Raw genomic sequence first — 22,932 nt, forward strand, 5'->3', positions numbered from 1 at the left:
GGTTCTCATGGCGCAGCAGTTGTTCTACCGGCTGGCTGCCCGCGGTACGCCGCAATACTGCGTGCACGCGCGCCACCACCTCGCGCGGGCTGTAGGGCTTGACCACATAGCCGTCCGCGCCATACCGCAAGGCGCCGAGTTTTTCCGGTTAGTCGCCCATGGCCGTGACCATGGTCACCGGCGTGTCACTGCTGCGGCGCACGGCGGACAGCACCTCGATGCCACTCAGGCGTGGCAGGTATCACGTCGATGCAACATCAATCCGGGCCGCCAACTCTTGTGTAAGTCCAGACCGCGTAGGCCGTCTTCGGCCAAAGCCACCTCAAAGCCATCCCGGAGCAGATAGGTCTCCAGATATTGACGCTGTCGGCGTCGTCTTCGACAATAAGCATACGTTTTCCTGATACAAAGAAGCCCCTTGATGAAACCCTATGATTCACGAACGGTTTATTGAAAGTCCGCTGCCAGTATTGCCTTACGCCAAACTTTCGCGAACCGATCCTATGCCGACCACCGTACCGCCGTCCAAGCCTATCAAGCTGCCCTATCGACTCGGTGTGCTATAGCTGCCGGTTGGCATGCTAGACAGCTGCTCACTGGCCACGGCTTACAAAACGCTGTGGCGTCGATGCCAAGAAACCGGCGAGGCGCACCTGTAACCGGAGCACCGTCATCCATAACCGACACTGTGAAGACATTTTGAAAGGAGAAAAGTTGCTGACCGATCTGGTTGCATCAGTGCAGTTGCTACACCTACTCAATCAATCTGAGGTAAAATCTGTAAATTACAAGGAAAGAAATACGCCCAACCAAAAACAATCAAAATTTCCCCTCCAAATACCCAATAGCCAACAATCGCCCATCCGCCAGCCCCTGTTAGTAAAGCCAAGATGCAGCATATCCAACCCCCTACTTGATTCGCTCCGCCAGCTATTTCTTCGAAAACAAATTACTGCAGAACATAGACTTATTTTTTTGGCGCTTTATACTAAGATGCATGGATCAACCCTCCAACCAATTACCTATAATAATTATTATCATTTTATGACCACCAATCCGAGAGAAAAAAGATCAGTTACTCTTTAAGTCACCAGCATATAATTGTTATTGCAGGCATAGATATAGGACAATCCGAACAATAAAATAGTCGAAAAAAATTCCGCACCACTCAACTGCCCCAGCTAGAAGCTTGAGTATATATCGGTAGTTATTACTACGATATTACTTAAAAACATCCGCTGCTTATAAATCAGAGCCATTTGTCTGCGCGTTTTAATAGCGCGTCGATTGCGGACAACGATTGAGGCTCATTGAGCAACGGCGGATGACCTCTATCTGCAACGATAGTGATGATTGCAGCAGGGTTGATTTCGGCTATGCGCTGGGCAATATCATCCGTTAGCAAATCCGATAGCTCCCCCCTAATAAGAGGAACCGTCACACCGTTGGTTTTGGAGAATTCATTCCAAAACTCAGGTCGCTCTGTCTGCATACGCGCGGAATCGCGCGTCGTGAGCAACTCTAAATCACGGCGTATCGACCAGGCCTAGTTTCCCGATAAGCACGGAGCATCAAACGAATCCAATCATCCTTACCAAATCCCGATAGATCGCTTCGTTGTGCTCCTTAACCCGTGCGACAGCCTCCTCAATTGAGTAATCCGCAATCTCGACATGAACGGCCATCCGCTTAAGCGCCGGCAATGGAATTTCTGCCCCAATATCATTTACAACAACCCCAGCGACTCGTTCGGATTCCTTGCCTGCATTTCAATAGCCATTAAGCCATCTAAAGTTGTTCCGATAACCACCACACGTTCGATAGATGATTAAGACACCCACATATCGCCGATCAGTAAGTTAAAGTCGTAATCAGTCGCCGTCTTCATTCGAGCGGAGTGACCACGACCACGGAGGTCGGGAACAATGACACGTCGACCCACAGCCAGCCAAGGAGCGGGTTCTTCAAAATCCCGAGAGTTACGCATAAATCCATGTAAACAGAGGACTGCCGTTCCTGCTCCGGGGATACGTAATCTTTATAAAACAGCTCTAGGCCGGACCGATTAGAGAATATCGCCCCGGGGAATCCACCTCGGTTTTAGTCATCCCACTTTTCTCCTTTCTCGAGATCTAGCCAAAAGGCCTATAGGTACGGCCTTGAAACTGCCGACGAATACAAAAACCAGATTCACCCAAAATCCGATTTAAGTCAACTTTACGGGAAAATTATCACATCAAGCACCATCATTTGGCGTTAAGGGACCCGATGTGCAAACACGTCATGCTTTTGGAAATAGAACAAGTAAGCTGAAAGCGGCGCCTATCCGGAGCTTAAGCGGTCAAGAGCAATGGCTTTCTGAGCATCGCTTTGGTGGCGATTCGACATGCCTCTTCCAGTGATCGTCAGGGTCATCCCCAAGCCTATTCCGGCAGAGCTCGTTTTTTATGTGTTGAGCGCCTAAGCACCGATAGGAAGGCCTTCGAGCCCATCATCCATAGATCTGCTTCGTAGGAAAGCTTGCGAATTTGATTTGAAAGCTATAAATTGACTTAAGGCAGGTTTTTTTGCCACTCAAGCAACCGCTTGCGGGCTTTTGAACTCATTCAATTTAACACTTGTGGCTACAGGATCGTCTAGGTCTTACTGCGATGGCGACGAATCCTCAACGAAGTCAAGGTATCTTAACCTAGAAAACAACACAAGGCGGTAGGAGATTAACAATGCAAATCTGTTCAGAGCTGGTTCAGCCAATCGTTGAACATTGAATAAAAATACGGAAGCTATGTGATTGACGGCAGTGTTTCATCACCTAGCGGGCACGTCTCTAACAAAGGCTACCCCACATGGATGCTAATAATGATTTTAATTCAGTAGCAAAACTATTCTATAGGCCAATTGAAGCAGCGATCCGCTGGTGCAATTTAATTGCTTTCGAAGCCCAAATACTTGAATCGATATGGGACCGCGTGGATCTGCTCCCCACTACGTTCCCTCAATGGCCTTGTCTATATACCAGTGCTGAAAAAATACTAGATGCCATCCGCAATAACGAACTGCGATATGGCGCCTTCGGTAAGTCGGTTGCTCCAGGCACACCCATTGATCTCAATATACTTACGGTTAGACATTCAGATTTGAAACAATGGATGGCTCAATACTGGCCGGATCAGCGACCTGCGTTTCTTTTTGGCTCCACTTCCGAGGTGGGAAGTATCCGATACGAAACCTACCTGGCATTGCAAGCAGACAGGGACGCATTGCAAATACAGTTGAAAGCGTCCGACGCAGCGCTCCGAACCCTTACAAACGAACTCACCGCGGCAGGTTTGGATCGCGAAAATTTACGCAGCCTAGTCGAAGGCCAAAAACAACTCACTGATCAAAGCAAAGCCAGCTTCCTGAACGTGATAGGTGCTCTGGTTAATACCTTACTAGGTTCGTCTAAGTCGGGACGAAAGTATTCGATATTTGATAGCCAAGCGTCCATCGTTAACTCTATTATCGCTCACTACAGTGGCGTCGTCGGTCTAAGCAAACGCTCATTGGACGAAAAGTTCGCGGCCGGTAGACGCAGTCTTTCCCAAGCGAAGCAATAAAAACTGCACTTCCGCGCATCCGGGCGATCTCCCTAGTTTGTTAGTGTGCTTCAGCCGTTGGCTTCATGCCCATTCAATTTCAAGACATGGTGCGTAGCCAATCACAGTCATTATCAAAAATGCCACATCCAATCGCGAGCAGATGAACGACAATCAGCTTCTGCTGCATGTCTTTCGACAATTTATGAAGGTGTGCCTCGATGAGCAAGCTCACCGAGTGGCAATGCATCAACTCCCTTTTATCTGACTGGCATTCCATAGCATTTATTGGATATCAATTCGCTGCTCGAAACGCTGCGTTGCCAGTCACCGAATATATTGCACTGCAATGCGGGCAATTGCATTGCAATGACTAATCTAAATTTTTGTTTTTCAATGCACCTCACTTCCCACCACGTGCCAATTAGCGCTAGGAGTAACCAACATGCCCAATGTATCCTTTCCCATCGCTGAAGTTTCTCAACCATATATCGAACGTCACATCATGCGGCGTGACGAAGTGGAGCGAAAAACCGGCTTCAAGCGTGCGCACATCTACAACTTGATGAAGGAAGGTAAATTCCCTCAGGCTAAGCGCATTGGGCTGCGCGCCGTCGGCTGGGACTCGCTGGAGATCGAACAGTGGATCACTGAGCGTTTGGCGCAGCAGGCCTGATGCCATGCGTGTGGTATCAGTGGTGTCCACCAAAGGTGGAGTAGGCAAAACAACAGTGGCTGCCAATCTCGGCGGTCTGCTGGCGGATGCGGGCTTACGCGTCCTGCTGCTCGATCTGGATAGCCAACCGACCCTCTCGAGCTATTACGCCTTGAACCAAGGGGCCATTGCCGGTGCGTACGAACTCATCGCGCTCAACCAGACAGATCCTGCTCAGATAATTTCCACAACGGTGGTCGTCGGTCTCGACCTGATCCTCTCGAACGATGATCAAGGTCGGCTGACCACTTTGCTACTTCACGCCCCTGACGGGCGATTACGGCTGCGCAATTTGCTCGAACATTTCCGTCCCCGTTACGACCTGTTGTTGATCGACACCCAAGGCGCACGTAGCGTGCTTCTGGAGATGGCCATCCTGGCCTCCGATCTCGCCCTTTCTCCCATCACGCCGGAAATGCTCGCCGCCCGCGAACTGCGCCGTGGCACCTTGAAGCTGCTGAGTGAGCTCGAACCGTTCCGTCACCTGGGCATTACGCCGCCACCCTTGCGACTGCTGCTGAACCAGGTAAATAGCATCCGGGTAGACACGCGAATGATCATCCGCGGCCTGCGCGAGACCTTCGCTGGGGCTACCAACATTTCAGTTCTAGACACCGCAATTCCAGACCGAGTGGCTTATACCAATGCCGCTTCACTCGGCCTACCCGTCCACCGAGTCGAGACGCGCAGGCCCCATAAACGACGCTCACCATCGGCACTGGAAACCATGCAAGCATTGGCCATCGAATTATTCCCGGAATGGCACACAGCAATCTCTACTGTGAGCAAGTGCGCGGAGTCTCGATGAAATGAATCGCCAAGCTGTAGTTCTCGAGACGAGATTCTGTTCGATCAACGTTGAGGCCAACTGCGTTTGGCAAGGAGTCTTTTGATGTTGGACCAGCTTCCTATCATTGTTCAACCATCCATCCACCCCAGCCGCCCACCTAGCGAGGAGTACTGCACAGTGGTCTTTCGTCTACAAGGCGGGCGCTCAGCCATGGGCGGGTTCCTCGCGGACCTGTCTCGTTATTTCGAGGGCTCGGGGACTGCCGAGATCGTCAAGTTCGAGGTTGGCGACCATTTGCGCACCCGGCGTTAACTGAGGTAGCTCCAATGAAGAAGCTCACTCAGGAGGAAATCACCGAAAAACTGCACCAGGACCACTTCCCTCAAGGTCCAGAACTGGGGCGCTTATCCGATCCACTCACTGATACGCCTATGCTGGTCACTCTGGAGCAGTTGCGGCCCTACGAACACAACCCTCGCTTCATCCGTAACCCGCTTTATGACGATATCAAGGCCTCGATCCGTGAACGCGGGCTGGATCAACCGCCGCCGATTACCCGCCGCCCAGGTGAAACCCATTTCATCATCCGCAACGGCGGTAATACGCGCTTGGCAATTCTTGGCGAGCTGTGGCACGAAACCCGCGACGAGCGTTTCTTCCGCATCCATTGCCTGTTCCGACCCTGGACCGATGAAATCACCGCCCTACTCGGCCATCTTGCTGAAAGCGATCTGCACGGCCAGCTCACCTTCATCGAGCGTGCTCTGGCAGTGACCAAACTCAAGACCATGCTCGAATCAGATGGAGCAACACTCTCGCAACGTGAGCTGGCACGACGTCTTGCCGCTGGAGGCTATCCGATTTCCCAGTCGCACATCAGCCGGATGCTCGACACCCTCGAACACCTACTACCCGCCATCCCACAAACCCTGTATGCCGGGTTGGGAAAACCAAAAATTGAACGCCTGATTGGCCTGCGTAGCCAGGCGGAACGAACCTGGAATCGTTATCCAACCGACGCCATCGCTTTTCCCGAGCTTTGGCTCGACACCTTAGGTCAATTTGATGCCGACCCAGAGTCCTTTGACCTTGAGCAAATCCAGGATGAACTGCTCGAACGCATGAGTCGCTTACTCGGACAGTCCTACCGCATGTTGGCCCTGGAGCTGGGCGATACCCAACGGGTTATTCAGACGCCCGGCGTTGCCGTCACGCCCCCGGAGAACAACCGTCTGTCGAGCGTCGATGAGCCCGCGGCCGAGCCTCCCCCCTCCGAGCCGCATTCCAATTCGGCTGAAACCAGGACGCAGACCGAAACAACGCGAGAGGAGCAGCTCACGCTTCCCGAAACGAATGTCGTATCAGCAGTCAGCCCTCCGTCACGCGTCCAGCAGATCCGCGAACAGATTGATCGCGCCACTGCATCCGAACCAGCACAGACCGTCGCAACCTGCCCGATCGACGACATTTGGATCATCGCACCCACACTGGATACCCCCGAACAACTGCGTTTAGCCATTGCCGGCCTGGCTCGGGAAATGGTGGCCTATGCCGGACATCCCGAGAGCATCATCGCCCAGAAGCACGGCCTAGGCTTCGACCTCAGCATCGAGCAACTTGATCTTGCAGCGCCTCGTGCGGCGGGCGCTCACCTGTTGCTCTTGGCCCTGCTGCGTGCCCAAGACGAGGTGAACTGGGAGGATCGCAAGCAATTGCCGTCAGCCCTGTTCGGGCAACTGCTATTGGGGGTCTATCAACTCCCGCTGGCAGATCGTCCCGCCGTGGACGTAGGATTGGAGCGACTGCCCGACTATCTGTTAATCAAACTGTATCGCCTCATTCGCTTAGCCCGGCGCCTGATCGACTTAACGCTTACCCATGAAGACGATTCACCAAGGGAGCTGCCATGAACCTGTCCTTCAATGTGCTCAACCAGGCCATGCTGACCCAGGTCCTTCACGAGTTGCGCCTGGGTAATCTGCAACGCTGCAAAGCACTCGGACTGGGTGAAGAGGACATCTATCTATTGCAATCATTACCGCCGACCACACTGTCACGCCTGGCCCATGCCACCGTCCCTTGGGTTGAGGTCAAGATTGATTCGCCGGTGCTGCATCGGTTGATCGACCAGGCCGAACGCGACGAACAGAACGAGCGCCTGATCAACCGAGCGCTCAAGCTCGGCGCCAGCAGTACCATCATGTATCAGTGCTTCGGCTTGGCGCACTCGGAAACCGCCCTGCGCCGACGTTTGCTCAAGATAGAAACCCGTAAGGGCCGCCCTCAGAACTTGAGCGAAGCGCAGGAACATGCGCTCTGGCAGCGTTGGTGCCAACTACGTGATCAGGACGGTGCTGAGGATCAGCTCGACGCCATGATGATGTTGGCGGAGGAGCAACAGATCAGCTTGACCATCGTTTGGCAGCAGATCGACCATTACAGCAACGGAACATGAACACCGCCCCTTCCAGTCGCTGGCAGCGTGTTCTGCAGCAATGCACCCAACAACTAAGTGAACGTTGGCCCGCACGCCCCACCACTGAACCTCCTTCCAACCAAGCCCTGCAGACGGGCTTTTTGTTCAGTGGCCAATCTCACGAAGTCGTTCCGCGTCGCTTGCTGCTGGATAGTCGGCTAACCCCATTGGAACGGAATGCTTGGCAAGTATTTCGACTCATGTTGCAAGGTCAGGGCGTGATCACTCCGCGCTATGAAGATCTGCAGCCTTACTTGTCGAGCGTACCCTACGGTGCGTCAGCCTCCCGTGAAACCATCGCTCGCGTCTTGACGATGCTCAGGCTGACTCGCTGGCTCAGTTTAGTGAGTCGTGGCCGCGATCAGCTCAGCGGGCGCCTACAAGGTTCTCTGTACGTCCTGCACGATGAACCGTTAACGCCCGCCGAAGCCATGGAGCTGGATCAGGACTACCTGGAGCTGGTCGGACATGCCCTTTCCCATGCAACCAAGGCTGTGCGAATTGTCGCTCAGCATGTGTTGGAAGAAATCCGCCAAGACACCGATATCGATCTGGGTCGACTCCCCACCCGGCTCGACAGCTGGCATGAACATTGGACACAACAAGGATTGGATCAGGCGACCGATGAAGCGTTACACGATTCCGAACTGGGTGGCGATTACCGCGTTCGGAATCGTGCGGGGCCTAGTTCGGAATCCGAACTGAGTTCGAACTCCAATGTTTTCGGCAGCGTTCGGAATCCGAATGCCGCCCGTACTGTATTAAAAGAAAGTATTAGTACGGTACCGCGCGCGACCCCAGCAGTGGATAACCTGCACTGGCCTGATCCGCTGCACCTGAGTCCGAGCGAGCGGCAGGCCGTCATCGTGGCGCTGACCAAGCTTAAACCCGCGGATCGGCAGGCGGTGCTCAACGAAGCGGGCGCGCGGTGTGCGGCAGGCAGCGTCCGCAAACCGGCGGCGTATCTGATGGGCCTGATCCAGCGGGCGCTGAAAGGCGATTTCCGCCCTTGGGCAGGTCATGCTGAATCGTTACCCATTGCAGAACCGCCACCCGCTCCGCCGCGCCAGCTTAGGAAAAAGGGCGAACCTGCCTCTGCCCTCGCCCAAGCGTGCCTGGATGAACTACGCCAGCTGCGTAGCAAACGCCCTGGACGTCAGTAGATTTGATGCCACTGGCATCACGGACGAGCGTCTCGAAAATCAATCGTCTCGAACCAAATCGAACACACCGCATTCAGCTTTTCGGCTGTCCTTTACCTTCGTCTGTCGCAACGTTCCCGTCCAAGCCTATGCGAGGACGACACCGTGGCCGATCACTATCAGCTCAACCTGGGCTCATTGCGCAGCAGCATCACCCTGACACTGCACACCCACCATGCCGCCCGAATCTGGCAAGGTCGAACCGCACGCGAAGGCGTCCACTCGATCATGGGCATGGCCGGCTACATCAGCGTCACCAACCTGATCAAACAGGCCGCAGCGCAGGACGACCCCTATGCCGACTGGGCGATCGTGCAGCTCGAAGAAAAATTGATGCAGGCCAAGGCTGGGATGCTGGAACTGACCCAGCAGTTGGACCGGATCAGACAAGAGCTGCCGACGCAGATCGACATGGGCGACAACCTCAACATCCATCCCGTCACCTTGCCGTTGTACATCGGCAGCCAACTGGGCTTCCTCGCCGTTTACCTGCTGACTGACTACGACACCTTGGTGCGACATACCCTGTTGGCCCATCACACCGCCTTGGTCGGTCGCCGGGACATGGAAGCCTGGATCGACGACGGCGCCCACCTGCTGCGCAGCCTGTTCGGTCAGGCGCAGCGCTATCGGCATGCTGGCGTCACCCGTGATGACATGGCGGCGAACAACGCTCGTGCTCTGGCGGCCACGGAGAAGTTTGGATTACCCCCTATGGACATCCTTGAGGGGCATCGCCGCTCCCAGTTCGCGCCCCCCATCATTCGTCGGGATGCTGTGGCAGTGGATGGCGCTGACGCGTTGGCAGAGGAATCAGTAGAGTCATCTGCGACAGTCGATGAGCCGGAGGACGAAGCATGAGTCCCATGATACCGGCTCAACCAATGCCCCTCGAAACACTAACACCGGATGCCTATCGACAGCTCGAACACGCTGCCTCCCTAAAAGGCCTTTTAAAACCTTTTAAGGGTAAGGGGGAGCTGGAATACTTGGCGCAGGTGGCGAGGGAAACCGAGGCGCAGTTATGTCACCTGATGGAAGCGGTGGTGCAGCAAGCCGGACAGCCCCCTTACTCGCTGCTGGATATTCGATTGGTGCTGCAGAACACCAGTGCGGGCAGCACCTTTTTGCGATGGCGCACCCGTGACTTCGCCCGTATGGGGGTGGCGGTCTGGGAACGCCAGGTCTCCAACAAGGCCTTGCCCCAAGCCGTACGCGAGGAATTGCACCGTTTCGAATGCGACCGCATTGCACTGAACTTGCAGATGAGCGTAGTGCATTCGCTCTACCGTCAGGCTTCAACCTGCACGATCAAAATGGCGAGCGCCGAACGGCTGCTGCGCCAGTTCACACCCGCAGCGGAGATATCACAATGAGTACCTTTTTCGTCGGCGAAGGTAACATCGGCAGTGCGCCAGAGTTCCAAGAGTTCCCATCAGGCAATGACGAGCCACGGCGTTTGCTGCGCCTGAATGTGTACTTCGACAACCCCGTGCCACGCGATGGCAGCTATGAGGATCGAGGCGGCTATTGGGCGCCGGTCGAGCTCTGGCACCGCGAGGCTGAACACTGGAGCACGCTGTACCAGAAAGGCATGCGCGTGTTGGTAGAGGGCCGCACCGTGCGCGATGAGTGGGAGGACAGTGAAGACAATGCCCGGGTCACCTTCAAGATCGAGGCGCGTCGTGTCGGCATCCTGCCTCATCGCGTGCAGAACGTGATCATGCGGGAGCGCTCCAGTGAATCAGCCTCGTCTGCGGCTCCCGTCGGGCAGGCTACAGACCAGGCCAGCTCGCCTGCGTCGAAGTCCAAAAAACGCAGAGGGTAGCCACCATCGGCATGACGGACTAGAGGCATAAAAATTGCGCCATTACGCGAAATTTTTAGTCTGCCACTACTCGCCGCTCGTGAAGCACTGTCGTCCACGCGACAAGGAAGTAGCAGCCTCGCCCCATTCAAGACTGCCCTCACCGACTAATATGAGGAACCTGCCGTTCAGGTTTCTCGTATCTCGCCTCTGCTGTTTCCAACAATGCTGCTCCGAACTCAATACGGAGCAGTTCTATGCGTCTCTTTCTCTGCGAGAAACCCTCCCAAGGTCGTGACATTGCCAAGGTCCTCGGGGCCATACGGCGTGGCGATGGCTGCCTGATCGGCGCCGAGGCAACCGTTACCTGGTGTGTTGGCCACCTACTGGAGACCGCCCCACCCGAGGCCTATGGTGATCAGTACAAATCCTGGTCGTTGGATCATTTACCGATCATTCCCGCGCAGTGGAGGGTTGAGGTCAAGCCCAAGACTGTCGCGCAGTTCAAAATCATCAAATACCTGCTCAGCGAAGCTACCACCGTCGTCATCGCCACCGACGCCGATCGCGAAGGTGAAATGATTGCCCGCGAGTTACTAGAGCTCTGCAACTATCGTGGTTCTGTTGAGCGCCTCTGGTTATCCGCACTCAACGAGGCGTCGATTCGCAAAGCACTGTCCTCGCTGAAGTCTAGTCACGAGACCTTCCCGCTCTATCACTCAGCCCTCGCCCGCAGCCGCGCCGATTGGCTGATTGGTATGAATCTCAGTCGATTGTTTACCCTCCTAGGACGGCGGGCGGGCTATGACGGCGTGCTGTCGGTTGGACGCGTCCAAACGCCCACTTTGCGCTTGGTGGTTGAACGAGACCGCGCGATTGCCAGCTTCGTCTCTGTGCCGTACTGGGTGGTGGATGTGCATCTGTCTTCAATGGGGCAACCCTTCATCGCGTCGTGGATACCGCCAAGCTCAGGACGTGACGAAGCCGGTCGCTGCCTGCAGCAGGCACTTGCCAGTCAGACCGTCCAAGCGATTTCTAGCAGCAAGACCGCTACCGTAGTCTCGCTGCAGACTGAGCATTTGCGCGAAGCGCCACCCCTGCCTTTCGACCTGAGCACACTGCAGGAAGTCTGTTCACGCAAGTTGGAACTCGGTGCTCAGGAAACGCTGAACATCGCTCAAGCCTTGTATGAAACCCACAAAGCCACCAGTTATCCGCGCAGCGATTGCCGTTATTTGCCAGAGAGCATGTTCAACGAGGTAGCTGCGGTATTTGATGCCCTGCTCAAAATGGATCCCGCGTTACGCCCAGCGCTCGGAAGCATCGATCGATCATTGCGCTCACGAGCATGGAACGATGGCAAGATCACCGCGCACCACGCCATCATCCCCACCACCGAGCCGGCGAACCTTGGGCGGATGTCTGAACAAGAGCGCCAAGTCTACGAATTGATTCGTAGCCATTATCTCGCGCAGTTTCTACCGCATCATGAGTTTGATCGAACCGAGGTCGAGCTGGAGTGCGGTGCAGAGCGCTTGACTGCTGTCGGCAAACAGATTCTCGTCCAAGGCTGGAAAGGCTTACTCTCCGACAACCCCGAAGACGATGAACCCGGTCAAAAGACCCAGGTGTTGCCCGCCCTACAACAGGGTAGCCAGTGCGCAGTGGACGACGTCGAACTCAAGTCCATGCGCACCGCCGCTCCCAAACCGCTCACCGAGGGTGATCTGATCAGGGCGATGAAAAATGTGGCCAAGCTGGTCAACGACCCGCGTCTGAAACAGAAACTTCGGGACACCACCGGTATCGGCACCGAAGCCACGCGAGCCGGCATCATCAAGGGGTTGATTGATCGCGGCTATTTGCTGAAGAAAAAACGAGCTTTGATGGCCTCCGCAGCGGCCCATACCCTGATCGAAGCGGTACCCGCAGCAGTCGCGGATCCGGGTATGACAGCGATCTGGGAGCAAGCTCTGGATGAAATCGAAGCGGGACGTCTGACCTTGGATGCATTCGTTGCCAAGCAGGCGCACTGGATTACGCAGCTGATCGCAAACTGCGGAGCGCTCACTTTGTCGGTACCGGTCGAAGCCGGGCCGGCTTGCCCCAATTGCAATGCCTCAATGCTCAGGCGTCAGGGAAAATCAGGGCCGTTCTGGTCATGCTCCCAGTACCCGGACTGCAAAGGCACTGTGCCGATCAGCAAAGGTATACGTCGTCCATGAGGCACCATTGGCGCTCACATGAACCTCGTGGGTGTTGTCAGTGCATCATCAACGGCGCCTGATCCTTCTCCAAGTCGTCTAGCGGTTGTCCGATTTCACGGGCCAAGGCGATGCCTGCCGCGATCCATATCTGCCCCAGTTCATTGAACGCTTTCAGGTGAGCAGGATCTTCGTTGAGCCAATGAACAAGGCTGTCGAGGTGTGCGGGGTTATCAGGGCAATCATGGATCTTGATGAACAGCTCCAGTGTTCGATCCCAGATCAAGTCCATGTCGTTCTCGCGCTGCTCATCCATGCTCAACCTTTCCTCCATTTGGTCCTATCAGACCGTTCAGTCTCACTGGTCACTACGGGCTCTGATTCCTGAAGGAACATGTCACGTCGCGACAAACAGCTATTTCAGTCAATATAACAACCCTTTAAGTCGATACTCAACCGCTAAGGATGTTCATGTCAATGGGTCTTTGCTCAACCATTCGGGTTGAATTGGAGAACTCATCACTTGGCACATAAACATCCAACCCAAGCCCAAATTGGGCGCATGATCGCGAAGCACCGCACTCAGCGTAATCTGACCCAGGAAGAGGTGGCTGAGCGCCTGGGAATCGGCAGCGAAGCCATTTCGCGCCTTGAGCGGGGTGTGGTGGAGCTTTCCGTGGTCAAGCTGATGCAACTGGCGGACATCTTCGACTGCCGGATGGATGAACTGCTGACGGAGTCGAGCAGTCGCCCCAACGACCAGGGCCAGATGATCGCGGGCCTGCTGAGCGGCCTTCAAGAAAGCGACCGTGCCTTTATCCTGACGTCCGTCGAACAGCTGGCCGCTCATCTCAGTAGCAAATAACCGCTTCGCACATTGGCTTGACGTCGTCACACCCGCTCTGCTGTAGTGCCTCAGGATCATCGCTTACGGCGACCCAAGACCGATTCGCTCCGGGTAGCTCGGTCGGACTCTTAGAGTTCGGAGCCTTCTCTTCTGCGGAATTTCACTCCCTCTTTGTGCTCGACCGGATCAATGTGGCGGATGACCACTGTTGCCTCTGCCAGGCAGCAGCGGTCATCCGCTACGGCGATCGCATTCAGTCCCGGAGCCCGCCGGGGAATCACTGGGCGCCCTTTGTGCGCGGATGCGTGCCAGCATGTTCCGACCCAGGCCACGACAAGGGTCGGTTGGCGAATCATGGCGCAGTCAAACCAAGTTTTGCGAGGAGCTCGTCGACTGTGCAAGACCGTCAAAGGTGGCTTTTTTATTCCTCGCCTGGCACCCGCCAGGCCCGCCCTTCATTTTTTTCAGTCCAATAATGTCCACTGTATTCCGGCTATAAAAAATCAGCTTTCGGCGTCTTGACGCTCTCCTGTGACAGGCTTATACAAAGGGCGTGGTTCGCTGTCGTTGACAGCCCAGCCCAGGTAGCTTGAACCTTCAAGGCTACGCCACGCTTGTGGTGGTTTACCCAAGTGCGATCAGCATTCGGAGGCTCGCACGATTACCGCTTCAGCGGTGATGAATGCCCACTACCTTAGATCCGCAGACCTGCTGCGGATTTCTCCTCGGCAGCCCCCTATTCTCCAGGCGCATCGATCTGATGCTCATCGGCTTGCCGGTGCCGTGTCGTTCATCGCTTGCCTTCACCTTACCCACCCTGACGGGGACTCACTTCCCCGTCAGGGACTGTGCGTCGCCGTTTTCCCTTGAAACAGGAGAACCACCATGGCCCACGCCAACCAATCCCAAGAAGCGACCACTTACTTCAATCTGCACACCGTCGGTATCGGCTACCTCAACCGTGTTCGTGAAGTACAAGTCCGTCGCGGACAGCCGTTCATGGCCTGCGATATCGCGGCTCTGCACGGTGCCACGGATGCGGTCGAATACACTCGCTTCGACTGCAAAGTCGCTGGGGGCGAAGCTGAACGTTTGATTCGCCTCTATATGGACGCCGTCAAAGCCGAGAAAAAGGTCTTGCTGTCGTTCCGTATCGGCGACCTGTGGATTGACCCATTTCTCTATGAGAAAGGCGATAAACAAGGCCAACCGGGCGCCAGCCTGAAAGGTCGTCTGCTGTACATCGACTGGATCAAGGTCAACGGCACGTTCGAGTACAAAGCGCCTGCCAGGCAGGAGGCAAAAGCACCTGCTGAGCAAACGCCAAACAGTGAGCCATCCCCAACGTCGGTTGATGCCGAAGCTGAGGATACCGGCAACCCAACAGAGACCAGGATCAAACCTGAATCTGCACCCACTCCCCGCACGGCCCGCCGTGTTGCCACACGTACTGTTCAGTCCGCCTGAACAATCCACGATGTTTACATCAAGGCGCTCAATCGAGCGCCTTTTCTTCAACCAGCACAGGAGAACCCACATGGAATCCTTCTGGCTTTGCGACGATTGCCTGTTCGCTGCGGCATACGAGGACTACAGCACGTTATCGCTCTACTACACGACAGATGAAATCGAGAAACGCATCGCCGGCCTCGACCTTGGGCTGGTTCGGCTAATGCCCATCAGTGCCGACTTCGACCCCGAAACTGGCCAGGGTATAAGAACTGCCTCTCCATTGCCCTGCGACGGTTGTGATTCACACCTGCACGGACAACGCCACCGATTCACTCGGCTGTAAACAGCGCGTCATCGGGCAATGCCCGTCACTCTATATCCACCCCGGGGACACCACTCCCTCGGGTGTGTACCCCCGGATTGTTCCCTTCGGAGGTACGCCATGAGCACCCAACTCACCCTGATAGAAACCTCGGATGTCGAGGCTGATCGTATCGCCCAGGAAAACCAGCTAATCGACGAAGCGCTGCACATTCTGGATCGTCGGCTGTTCACCCGCGGCCCCAACCTGACGTCACCTGACGCCGTGGCCTCATATCTGAAACTTCATCTTGCGCAACAAGAGCATGAAGTTTTCGGTGTGATTTTTCTCGATGCCCGCCATCGCGTTCTAGCGTTCGAGATCCTCTTTCACGGCAGCATCGATGGCGCCAGTGTTTATCCCCGCCAGGTCGTCAAGCGCTCCCTCGCACATAACGCAGCAGCCGCCATTGTTGTTCACAACCACCCCTCCGGTTGCACGGAACCCAGCCTGGCGGATCGCGCCTTGACCGCACGGTTGAAAGCGGCGTTGGACTTGATCGAAGTTCGTGTACTGGATCACTTCATCGTGGGTGAAGGTCGCCCACTTTCTCTTGCCGAATACGGCTGGCTTTAACCCTTACAGGCGCCTTCGGGCGCCTTGTTCATTTTCATCCTGGAGAAATACTCATGGATTCCACTACCCAAGCCCCAGCCATGCTGGGGGCCTCAAACCCATTCGTTCGCGGCTATGACAATCTATTTATTGAACGGCTGCTGCAAATCACCTACGCGAACGACTGCCCTCCCTGCTTTCGCTCCATACACGACTCACAAGCTCATCTACCCAACGATGCGCTGGAACTGTTCGCCTGCCTGTTCAACGACGACTTCGCTCTGATCAGCGAGGGTCAGGCCATTCCGGATGAATTGGATGAACACTGCCAGTCCACCGGGCTGGTGCGGCAAGTGATCTATGCCGTGACTGGCGAGATGCTCAACGAACGACATCATGTCGGTGACCTTTACTCCCTGGAAGAAGCCCAAGCCATGGTCCACCGTTTGAGCTTCGACACAGGACACTACAGTCGAGCCTGGGAGATCAGTACCGCACACCTGACTGACGAAGCACTGCGCCACTTGGCAAGCCGGGTTGGCAATTTTGACTCTAAGCCAACCGGACTGCTGTTTGAACCCTTTGCCCTGCCAGACTGCAAAGGTGTCGGGTGCAAGCTGATCGGCACGCCCTGGACCGACGAAAATCTGATGAAGATTGAGGGCGGTCTTTACACATCGCTGAGGCAGGAGCAGCTCGACGCTGGCACACCGGAAGCCCTGGTCAACGTACTGTATCTGGCGGCATTGGCGGATGTGAGGTTGTTGATTTTCGACCCCGACGCTGCCGTCTTGGATGGGCTCGCTATTTATGACGAAATAGCAACGCGTTTAACTTAAACACGACCCGTCTTGAATCAACTTACTCACTGAATCGTTCCTTCACCTCATGTCAGGTTCTGCACTGAATCTGACATGAGGTTTTTTCCATGGAGCGTTTTTTCACGCCTGTCTGCCTGCTGGGCTTGTTGAGTGCCTGCACAGCGCAAATCCCAGCCCCATTGCCCACTAATCCTGAGATTGACGGTGGCTCCAATCGGCCCCAGTTATCCAGGAGCCCAGCCGACGAAAGCGATCCGCCAGAGCTCCGCTATGGCCGCTATACGCTGGTCAGCACCGAGCCCACCACGGAACAACGTAATCTTCTCGCTCAAATCGTTGACGTGAGCATTCCGTCCCACCTGAATCCTTCGATACAGGAAGCGATGCACTACGTGCTGCAGCGCTCGGGGTATTCGCTCTGCCCTGCTGCCGAACCAGTAAAGATACTGTTTACCCGGCCTCTGCCCGCCGCCCATTACCGGCTCGGCCCGATCTCTTTGCGCAACGCGCTACAAGTGCTGGCTGGCCCCGCATGGCAACTCACAAGCGATGAGGTCAGCCGTTCGGTCTGCTTCGAACGGCAAAAAAATGATGCTGCCGTCGTGCGGGTCGCACCCAGCGTGCCCCATCAGCCGGAGGCACGCCTATGAAAGCCTCGACGTTTCATACCCTTATTGTCGGCTCACTTTGTCTGGCGGTCTCCGGGCTGAGTGGTGGTTTGTATAACCAGTATCAACGCGTGACCGAGCTGGAAAATGCGAACGCCCAACGCCTACAGACCCTAAATGCCCTGCAACGTGACTCAAGCACCCTCTTGGATGCACAGGAGAAGCTGCAGTACGCACTGAAAGACCTGAAGCAGATGGTCGATTCCGGTGAGCAACAGGTCAATACCCTCGATCCGATGTTGGATCAATGGGCGCAGGAGATACAGGAACTACGCGACGGCCTGGAAGCCCGTGCTACCGAAGCCGACATGATCGCGCTACGTGCACGACTTGAGCACGTCGAGCAGCAACTCCTGGATCTCAAAAGCCAGCCACCACTCCCACCACCGACGCCTTCCTCGGCCAAGCCGAAAAAAACCGCTCAGCCCAAGCCTGCTCCGCTCCTGCCGCCATTTTCAGTGATGGGTGTCGAGTCTCGCGGTGGCGAGCGCTTCCTGGCGGTAGCTCCTCCTGATAGTCGCTCGCTCAAGGATATCCAGTTGCTGCACAACGGCGAGCAGCTCGGCACATGGCAGTTGAAAGTGCTGGAGCCGAACGCGGCCGTCTTCGCTGTGGCCGCTCAGCCAGACCAGACCGTACAACTCCCTTGAGACGCGATCATGAACAGAGCGCTACTGCCCGCCGTCGTCTGTCTCGTTTCTCTATTGACCACAATCGCAGCGATGGCCAATCCCGTCCCGACACAGTCACGGGCCCAGAACACACAGTCCGCGCCGCTGGGGCGTTCGCATTCTGAACAGGCGACGAGCTGGGGGCTTACGGAGCAGGAATGGACACGCTTTGAACAGATCCAAGCCGGCCCGCGCGGTTTCTGGAGCCCTAACCTCGATCCGCTGACTGCGCTAGGCGTCGAGGCAGAGACCGACCAAGAGCGCCAGCGCTATGCCGAATTACAGGTGTCGCTGGAAGCCAAACGCGCCGAGCGCGAGTTGGCCTACCAAAACGCTTACACCGCAGCCTGGACCAAGCTGTTTCCGAGACTATTGCCGATCCAGGGTATGGCATCCCCGTCCCCTGCCAGCTCATCGGTAGAGCCGCGCCAAGCTCTGTTTGTCGAGGACCATTGCCCAGCGTGCACCGCTGAAGCGCAGCATCTGCAAAACAGTGATACAGCGTTCGATATCTATGTGGTGGGTAGCCAAGGCGAGGATGAACACGTCCGGCGCTGGGCGACGCAAGCAGGCATTGATCCGAGCAAGGTCCAACACCGGCAAATCACCCTGAACCATGATCGCGGGCGCTGGTTCAGCCTGGGAGCCCCGAGACCGTTACCCGTCACATTTCAGCAGGTGAACGGACAATGGCAACGTCTCGATTGATTGCTATTGCGCTACTGCTGACGGTGCACGCCGTTCGGGCAGACGAACTTCCGCCTCCGGCTTATCAACTGGCAGCGCATGACGCCAACGTCCCTTCCACGGTGTTGTTCGCGATTGCCCTGCAGGAGAGTGGCGCCCGCCTCCGTGGTCGACTGCTGCCCTGGCCCTGGACGCTGAATATTGCCGGCAGCCCTTACCGTTTCGCCAATCGTCAGACCGCCTGTCAAGCCTTGCTTCAGGCGCTTGCTCGGTATGACGCCAAGCGGGTCGATGCCGGGCTTGGGCAAATCAACTTAGGTTATCACGGACAGCGTTTTTCCAGTCCCTGCGAAACCCTTGAACCCTACCGCAATCTGGCCGTGACTGCCGCGCTGCTGCAAGAGCATCACGCCGTCTCCGGTGATTGGGTGTCAGCTGCTGGCCGATATCACCGCCCGGCAGGAGGAACGCCGGCCGCGCGCTACCGCGCCGGCTTTTCCCGACAACTCGAACGATTGCAGGTTTCCTTCAAACAGGGCTCACCACCATGACGCGAGTTCCCAGTGCGTATTACTTCGCCGTGCTCTTGGCTGCGCTCGCCCAGCCGGAAATGTCATTTGCAGAACATCAGCCTGGCGGTTTAACCCGCCCCCAGTATGAAGCTGTACGGCCACCAATAAACAACAAGACCCAGCCTGCTCGGGCCAGACATGCGGACCTATCTGCATTTGCCGATGAGACCTGGATACTGCCCGTGCGCAGCTCTCACTTGAGCCCAGGCAAAATCACAACCCGCTCCCTGGACATGCCGGGCTTGCAGCCATTTTTCCTGGTCGGGGAGGATCCCCAATCGTTGGCTTGGTTGCATCAGCGTGCGACTGAACTGCAAGAAATGGGGGCGGCCGGCCTCGCCGTCGAAGTGACCGATACTGAAACCCTGGCCCGAATTCGAGCAGCCGCGCCGGGCATCACCATCCTGCCGGTCAACGGCAACGACATCGCCTCTCGCCTGAAAATTGAGCACTACCCTGTCTTAATCACAGCCACCTCACTGGAACAGTGAGTCTGGGTCATGGCCGAGCATGCGATGGAGTCCAAACTCCGGCCCGCAGTCGAGCTGTATACCGTGGCGATCTGCGGCGCCGCGGCGGTGTTATGCGTGTATTCGCCCTGGGCCGTGGCCCTATCACCCGAGATCGGTCTGATTGCGGCTCTGGCCTATGCCCTGTTCGGCTTGATCCGCCTCCGACAAGCCTGGGAGGTGTTGCGCTATCGGCGCAATATCCGCCGGCTGCCTCGCTACGAGTTGACTAGCCGGCAGATTCCGGTGAGCCGCAAACGTCTGTTCATGGGCCGCGGCTTTCGCTGGACCCGCCTGCACACCCAGCGCTTGGTCGAGGCCCAGGATCCGGCCGTCGCTCACTACGTCGACCAACCGACCCGTTACCGCCTGGCACGTGGACTCGAACATCGCCTAGAACATGCACCGTTTCCGCTCTCGACACTGGCCCGTGTCACGGCCTGGGACAGCGCCTTTAATCCGTTGCGCCCTTTACCTCCAGTCGGTGGCTCACCGCTGTTGCATGGGGTTGAGCCCGACGAAACGGAAGTCAGTCTGCCGCTGGGTGAACGAGTCGGACATACCCTCGTGCTGGGCACGACCCGTGTTGGCAAGACCCGGCTCGCCGAGGTGTACATCACCCAAGACATCCATCGCATTGAACACGAGGTAGTGATCGTCTTCGATCCGAAGGGCGATGCCGATCTGCTCAAACGCATGTACGTCGAAGCCAAACGTGCAGGTCGAGAAAAGGAGTTCTATGTTTTCCATCTAGGCTGGCCGGAGATCTCCGCCCGCTACAACGCCGTGGGACGTTTCGGGCGCATCTCGGAAGTGGCGTCGCGCATCGCTGGGCAGCTCAGTGGCGAAGGCAACTCTGCGGCCTTTCGCGAGTTCGCCTGGCGCTTCGTCAACATCATCGCCCATGCACTGATCGAGCTGGGCCGACGTCCAGACTACCTGCAGATCCAACGGCATGTGGTCAACATCGACGCATTATTCATCGAGTACGCCCAACAATTCTTTGCCAAGACCGACCCAACAGCGTGGGAAGTGATTGTCCAGCTTGAAGGCAAGCTCAACGAGAAGAACATTCCCCGGCATATGGTCGGGCGCGAAAAGCGCGTGGTGGCCATCGAGCAGTACCTGGCGGTGAAACGGGTATTTGATCCGGTACTGGACGGACTTCGTTCGGCGGTGCGTTACGACCGTACCTATTTCGACAAGATTGTCGCCTCGCTGCTACCTCTGCTGGAAAAACTCACCACCGGCAAGACCGCCCAGTTACTGGCCCCCAACTACACCGACTTAGATGACCCGCGGCCAATCTTCGACTGGATGCAGATCATCCGTAAACGCGGCATCGTCTACGTCGGTCTGGACGCGCTGACCGACGCCGAGGTGGCCGCCGCTGTGGGCAACTCCATGTTCGCCGACTTGGTCTCGGTCGCCGGACACATCTACAAACACGGCATCGACCATGGCCTGCCCCAATCAGACAGCAGTGCCAACAAGCTCCCCATCAACCTGCACGCCGATGAGTTCAACGAGTTGATGGGCGATGAATTCATTCCGCTGATCAACAAGGGCGGCGGTGCCGGCATCCAGGTGACCGCCTACACCCAGACCCTCAGTGATATCGAAGCGCGCATTGGTACTCGCGCCAAGGCCGGTCAGGTCATTGGTAACTTCAATACCTTGCAGATGCTCCGCGTACGCGAGACCGCCACTGCGGAACTGCTCACCCAGCAGTTGCCCAAGGTCAACGTGCTGACCAAGACCCTGGTGTCCGGCGCCACCGACACCTCCGATCCTGAAGCCAATACCGACTTCACGTCGTCCTCGCAGGATCGCGTCAGCAGCACCAGCGTGCCGTTGATCGAGCCCGCTCACATCGTCAGCTTGCCCAAGGGGCAAATGTTCTCCTTCCAGGCCGGAGGCCAGCTCTGGAAAGTCCGCATGCCCTTGCCAAAACCCTCCAACGACGACGCCATGCCCAAGGACCTGCAGGAGCTCACCCAACGAATGCGAACGGCTTACAACGAGCAGGCGGGACAATGGTGGAGCGCAAGCGGTGGCGGTCCAACAACAAACTTCGATCTGGATCAGGTGGGGTAGCCCGGCCCGCCACAGGTTTCGACTCAGAAAGCACGTATTCGGCAGGCGCCGTGGCGCCATCAACTCAACGATGAGCAATGGAATTAACGATGGCGACTTCCATACAGAACACGCCACCACAACCGATCCAGCGGCCAGGATTGATCATCTCGGCGATTGGATTGGTTCTACATATCATCGGTTTGCTGATCGCCTCGTTGCTGTTTTCGATCCTAATCGAGTCCGTCGGCCTGCTGCTGTTCTGGGGTGATCAGGGTTGGCGGCACAGCCAAGCGATGTTGACGAATGAACTGGGCTGGCTGAGTGAACACTTCAAATCTTCTCTCATCCTCCAACAGCCCGGACAGACGATTGTCCGGTGGCTGGATTTTCTCAATCAGTGGGTGTTGATCAAGACCGGCTTTGCAGATTTTTCCCAGCAGGCGCGCGCATCAAGCCAGAGTTACGGCCTCTGGAGCTTGGTCAATCAGGTCTACGTGAGCATTGAAGATTTCGTACTGGCGGCGGTATATGTGACCTTTACCTTCGTCGTGCGCCTGGCCATTCTGATTCTGGCCATACCCTTGTTTCTGCTGGCCACGCTCACCGGTTTTGTCGATGGTTTGATGCGCCGCGACCTACGAAAATTTGGCGCGGGGCGAGAAAGCAGCTTTGTCTATCACCGAGCCAAGCGGGCGGTCATCCCACTGCTGATCGCGCCCTGGATCCTTTACCTGTCTCTGCCCTTTTCGCTCAATCCCATGGTTGTTTTTATGCCTTGCGCCGTGATGCTCGGGGTGGCCATGACCATCACAGCGACGACGTTCAAAAAATATCTTTGAGTGCCACACGAATGCTTATCTGCGGAAGTGGTCAGGAGGCCTGCTAATGAGACTCCCAAGCTCCTGGTCGTAAGGAACCGCCAGTCCCGCGCTAGTGGA

Annotated in this window: 26 protein-coding genes and 1 pseudogene; 25 read left to right on the plus strand and 2 right to left on the minus strand. The window is 56.3% G+C overall.

All coding sequences use genetic code 11. From position 1 onward, the window contains the following. A pseudogene (locus tag QK296_RS29065) lies at window positions 1–392 on the minus strand (response regulator); the annotation flags it as partial. A gap of 322 nt (window positions 393–714) precedes the next feature. Between QK296_RS29065 and QK296_RS22185 the strand changes: the two are divergent. From QK296_RS22185 to QK296_RS22245, 13 genes are all read left to right on the plus strand, one after another. Further along, entirely contained in the window at window positions 715–1,086 is a 372-nt protein-coding gene (locus QK296_RS22185; protein WP_150689111.1) for a hypothetical protein, read from the plus strand. A gap of 1,760 nt (window positions 1,087–2,846) precedes the next feature. Beyond that, window positions 2,847–3,599 carry a hypothetical protein gene (locus QK296_RS22190; protein WP_282391314.1) on the plus strand — a complete coding sequence of 251 codons (753 nt, stop codon included), beginning with the start codon at window positions 2,847–2,849 and terminating at the stop codon, window positions 3,597–3,599. A 200-nt stretch (window positions 3,600–3,799) separates the two neighbouring features. Then, window positions 3,800–3,955, plus strand: coding sequence for a hypothetical protein (locus tag QK296_RS22195; protein ID WP_236215998.1), 156 nt, complete (start codon window positions 3,800–3,802; stop codon window positions 3,953–3,955). Window positions 3,956–4,023: 68 nt separating this feature from the next. Further along, entirely contained in the window at window positions 4,024–4,254 is a 231-nt protein-coding gene (locus QK296_RS22200) for an AlpA family transcriptional regulator (protein ID WP_150689112.1), read from the plus strand. A 4-nt stretch (window positions 4,255–4,258) separates the two neighbouring features. Continuing rightward, window positions 4,259–5,101, plus strand: coding sequence for a ParA family protein (locus QK296_RS22205; protein ID WP_150689113.1), 843 nt, complete (start codon window positions 4,259–4,261; stop codon window positions 5,099–5,101). Window positions 5,102–5,185: 84 nt separating this feature from the next. Continuing rightward, window positions 5,186–5,395 (plus strand): hypothetical protein, encoded by a 210-nt coding sequence (locus QK296_RS29070; RefSeq protein WP_150689114.1) that lies wholly within the window; start codon window positions 5,186–5,188, stop codon window positions 5,393–5,395. Window positions 5,396–5,409: 14 nt separating this feature from the next. Next, complete coding sequence (locus QK296_RS22215) at window positions 5,410–6,993, plus strand: ParB family protein (protein WP_154847263.1); 1,584 nt, start codon at window positions 5,410–5,412, stop codon at window positions 6,991–6,993. Beyond that, on the plus strand, window positions 6,990–7,538 hold the full coding sequence (locus tag QK296_RS22220; protein ID WP_076953768.1) for a DUF2857 domain-containing protein: 549 nt from the start codon (window positions 6,990–6,992) through the stop codon (window positions 7,536–7,538). The genes QK296_RS22215 and QK296_RS22220 overlap by 4 nt, the downstream gene beginning before the upstream one ends. After that, window positions 7,535–8,722 (plus strand): STY4528 family pathogenicity island replication protein, encoded by a 1,188-nt coding sequence (locus QK296_RS22225; protein ID WP_154847262.1) that lies wholly within the window; start codon window positions 7,535–7,537, stop codon window positions 8,720–8,722. The genes QK296_RS22220 and QK296_RS22225 overlap by 4 nt, the downstream gene beginning before the upstream one ends. A gap of 144 nt (window positions 8,723–8,866) precedes the next feature. Continuing rightward, entirely contained in the window at window positions 8,867–9,622 is a 756-nt protein-coding gene (locus QK296_RS22230) for a PFL_4669 family integrating conjugative element protein (protein WP_154847261.1), read from the plus strand. Continuing rightward, the gene (locus QK296_RS22235) at window positions 9,619–10,137 is read left to right on the plus strand and encodes a DUF3158 family protein (protein WP_154847260.1); all 519 of its coding nucleotides are present in this window, start codon (window positions 9,619–9,621) and stop codon (window positions 10,135–10,137) included. Before QK296_RS22230 ends, QK296_RS22235 begins: the two co-directional genes overlap by 4 nt. Then, entirely contained in the window at window positions 10,134–10,589 is a 456-nt protein-coding gene (locus QK296_RS22240) for a single-stranded DNA-binding protein (protein WP_150689119.1), read from the plus strand. The genes QK296_RS22235 and QK296_RS22240 overlap by 4 nt, the downstream gene beginning before the upstream one ends. A 236-nt stretch (window positions 10,590–10,825) precedes the next feature. Next, window positions 10,826–12,793, plus strand: a complete 1,968-nt coding sequence (locus tag QK296_RS22245) for a DNA topoisomerase III (RefSeq protein ID WP_154847259.1) — start codon at window positions 10,826–10,828, stop codon at window positions 12,791–12,793. A gap of 37 nt (window positions 12,794–12,830) precedes the next feature. Here QK296_RS22245 and QK296_RS22250 read toward each other — a convergent pair whose 3' ends face one another. After that, complete coding sequence (locus tag QK296_RS22250) at window positions 12,831–13,088, minus strand: hypothetical protein (protein WP_150689121.1); 258 nt, start codon at window positions 13,086–13,088, stop codon at window positions 12,831–12,833. Window positions 13,089–13,295: 207 nt separating this feature from the next. Between QK296_RS22250 and QK296_RS22255 the strand changes: the two genes are divergently transcribed. The 12 genes from QK296_RS22255 (at window position 13,296) to QK296_RS22310 (ending at window position 22,833) form a co-directional block, all read left to right on the plus strand. After that, window positions 13,296–13,637, plus strand: a complete 342-nt coding sequence (locus tag QK296_RS22255; RefSeq protein ID WP_150689122.1) for a helix-turn-helix transcriptional regulator — start codon at window positions 13,296–13,298, stop codon at window positions 13,635–13,637. Between the two features lie 867 nt (window positions 13,638–14,504). After that, complete coding sequence (locus tag QK296_RS22260) at window positions 14,505–15,086, plus strand: STY4534 family ICE replication protein (protein ID WP_282391315.1); 582 nt, start codon at window positions 14,505–14,507, stop codon at window positions 15,084–15,086. A gap of 70 nt (window positions 15,087–15,156) precedes the next feature. Continuing rightward, on the plus strand, window positions 15,157–15,414 hold the full coding sequence (locus tag QK296_RS22265) for a hypothetical protein (RefSeq protein WP_099587609.1): 258 nt from the start codon (window positions 15,157–15,159) through the stop codon (window positions 15,412–15,414). 99 nt (window positions 15,415–15,513) lie between these two features. Further along, window positions 15,514–16,008: a DNA repair protein RadC gene (gene radC / locus QK296_RS22270; protein ID WP_150689124.1), complete on the plus strand. Its 495-nt coding sequence runs from the start codon at window positions 15,514–15,516 to the stop codon at window positions 16,006–16,008. A 53-nt stretch (window positions 16,009–16,061) separates the two neighbouring features. After that, entirely contained in the window at window positions 16,062–16,826 is a 765-nt protein-coding gene (locus QK296_RS22275; RefSeq protein ID WP_150689125.1) for an ABC transporter substrate-binding protein, read from the plus strand. A gap of 89 nt (window positions 16,827–16,915) precedes the next feature. Continuing rightward, window positions 16,916–17,458, plus strand: coding sequence for a PilL N-terminal domain-containing protein (locus tag QK296_RS22280; RefSeq protein ID WP_150689126.1), 543 nt, complete (start codon window positions 16,916–16,918; stop codon window positions 17,456–17,458). Further along, a complete protein-coding gene (locus tag QK296_RS22285) occupies window positions 17,455–18,126 on the plus strand; it encodes a chemotaxis protein (RefSeq protein WP_150689127.1) in 672 nt (223 codons plus the stop codon). The genes QK296_RS22280 and QK296_RS22285 overlap by 4 nt, the downstream gene beginning before the upstream one ends. A gap of 9 nt (window positions 18,127–18,135) precedes the next feature. Further along, window positions 18,136–18,855 (plus strand): TIGR03759 family integrating conjugative element protein, encoded by a 720-nt coding sequence (locus QK296_RS22290; RefSeq protein ID WP_154847258.1) that lies wholly within the window; start codon window positions 18,136–18,138, stop codon window positions 18,853–18,855. After that, the gene (locus QK296_RS22295; protein ID WP_154847257.1) at window positions 18,837–19,385 is read left to right on the plus strand and encodes a lytic transglycosylase domain-containing protein; all 549 of its coding nucleotides are present in this window, start codon (window positions 18,837–18,839) and stop codon (window positions 19,383–19,385) included. Before QK296_RS22290 ends, QK296_RS22295 begins: the two co-directional genes overlap by 19 nt. Further along, window positions 19,382–19,897, plus strand: coding sequence for an integrating conjugative element protein (locus QK296_RS22300; RefSeq protein WP_154847256.1), 516 nt, complete (start codon window positions 19,382–19,384; stop codon window positions 19,895–19,897). The genes QK296_RS22295 and QK296_RS22300 overlap by 4 nt, the downstream gene beginning before the upstream one ends. A 9-nt stretch (window positions 19,898–19,906) precedes the next feature. Then, window positions 19,907–22,012 (plus strand): type IV conjugative transfer system coupling protein TraD, encoded by a 2,106-nt coding sequence (gene traD, locus QK296_RS22305; protein ID WP_154847255.1) that lies wholly within the window; start codon window positions 19,907–19,909, stop codon window positions 22,010–22,012. Window positions 22,013–22,101: 89 nt separating this feature from the next. Then, on the plus strand, window positions 22,102–22,833 hold the full coding sequence (locus QK296_RS22310) for a TIGR03747 family integrating conjugative element membrane protein (RefSeq protein WP_154847254.1): 732 nt from the start codon (window positions 22,102–22,104) through the stop codon (window positions 22,831–22,833). Window positions 22,834–22,932 lie beyond the last annotated feature (99 nt).

This window comes from Pseudomonas sp. AL10, from assembly GCF_029960685.1.
Taxonomy (GTDB): Bacteria; Pseudomonadota; Gammaproteobacteria; order Pseudomonadales; family Pseudomonadaceae; genus Aquipseudomonas; species Aquipseudomonas lactis.

Excerpts from the sequence above, each read along its gene's own strand:
- traD (WP_154847255.1), top strand. The coding sequence starts at position 19,907 with ATGGCCGAGCATGCGATGGAGTCCAAACTCCGGCCCGCAGTCGAGCTG.
- QK296_RS22260 (WP_282391315.1), top strand. The coding sequence starts at position 14,505 with ATGGCCCACGCCAACCAATCCCAAGAAGCGACCACTTACTTCAATCTG.
- QK296_RS22220 (WP_076953768.1), top strand. The coding sequence starts at position 6,990 with ATGAACCTGTCCTTCAATGTGCTCAACCAGGCCATGCTGACCCAGGTC.
- QK296_RS22215 (WP_154847263.1), top strand. The coding sequence starts at position 5,410 with ATGAAGAAGCTCACTCAGGAGGAAATCACCGAAAAACTGCACCAGGAC.
- radC (WP_150689124.1), top strand. The coding sequence starts at position 15,514 with ATGAGCACCCAACTCACCCTGATAGAAACCTCGGATGTCGAGGCTGAT.
- QK296_RS22195 (WP_236215998.1), top strand. The coding sequence starts at position 3,800 with ATGAGCAAGCTCACCGAGTGGCAATGCATCAACTCCCTTTTATCTGAC.
- QK296_RS22190 (WP_282391314.1), top strand. The coding sequence starts at position 2,847 with ATGGATGCTAATAATGATTTTAATTCAGTAGCAAAACTATTCTATAGG.
- QK296_RS29070 (WP_150689114.1), top strand. The coding sequence starts at position 5,186 with ATGTTGGACCAGCTTCCTATCATTGTTCAACCATCCATCCACCCCAGC.
- QK296_RS22295 (WP_154847257.1), top strand. The coding sequence starts at position 18,837 with ATGGCAACGTCTCGATTGATTGCTATTGCGCTACTGCTGACGGTGCAC.
- QK296_RS22250 (WP_150689121.1), bottom strand. The coding sequence starts at position 13,088 with ATGGATGAGCAGCGCGAGAACGACATGGACTTGATCTGGGATCGAACA.
- QK296_RS22200 (WP_150689112.1), top strand. The coding sequence starts at position 4,024 with ATGCCCAATGTATCCTTTCCCATCGCTGAAGTTTCTCAACCATATATC.
- QK296_RS22265 (WP_099587609.1), top strand. The coding sequence starts at position 15,157 with ATGGAATCCTTCTGGCTTTGCGACGATTGCCTGTTCGCTGCGGCATAC.
- QK296_RS22275 (WP_150689125.1), top strand. The coding sequence starts at position 16,062 with ATGGATTCCACTACCCAAGCCCCAGCCATGCTGGGGGCCTCAAACCCA.
- QK296_RS22235 (WP_154847260.1), top strand. The coding sequence starts at position 9,619 with ATGAGTCCCATGATACCGGCTCAACCAATGCCCCTCGAAACACTAACA.
- QK296_RS22205 (WP_150689113.1), top strand. The coding sequence starts at position 4,259 with ATGCGTGTGGTATCAGTGGTGTCCACCAAAGGTGGAGTAGGCAAAACA.
- QK296_RS22240 (WP_150689119.1), top strand. The coding sequence starts at position 10,134 with ATGAGTACCTTTTTCGTCGGCGAAGGTAACATCGGCAGTGCGCCAGAG.
- QK296_RS22245 (WP_154847259.1), top strand. The coding sequence starts at position 10,826 with ATGCGTCTCTTTCTCTGCGAGAAACCCTCCCAAGGTCGTGACATTGCC.
- QK296_RS22280 (WP_150689126.1), top strand. The coding sequence starts at position 16,916 with ATGGAGCGTTTTTTCACGCCTGTCTGCCTGCTGGGCTTGTTGAGTGCC.
- QK296_RS22285 (WP_150689127.1), top strand. The coding sequence starts at position 17,455 with ATGAAAGCCTCGACGTTTCATACCCTTATTGTCGGCTCACTTTGTCTG.
- QK296_RS22290 (WP_154847258.1), top strand. The coding sequence starts at position 18,136 with ATGAACAGAGCGCTACTGCCCGCCGTCGTCTGTCTCGTTTCTCTATTG.
- QK296_RS22300 (WP_154847256.1), top strand. The coding sequence starts at position 19,382 with ATGACGCGAGTTCCCAGTGCGTATTACTTCGCCGTGCTCTTGGCTGCG.
- QK296_RS22225 (WP_154847262.1), top strand. The coding sequence starts at position 7,535 with ATGAACACCGCCCCTTCCAGTCGCTGGCAGCGTGTTCTGCAGCAATGC.
- QK296_RS22310 (WP_154847254.1), top strand. The coding sequence starts at position 22,102 with ATGGCGACTTCCATACAGAACACGCCACCACAACCGATCCAGCGGCCA.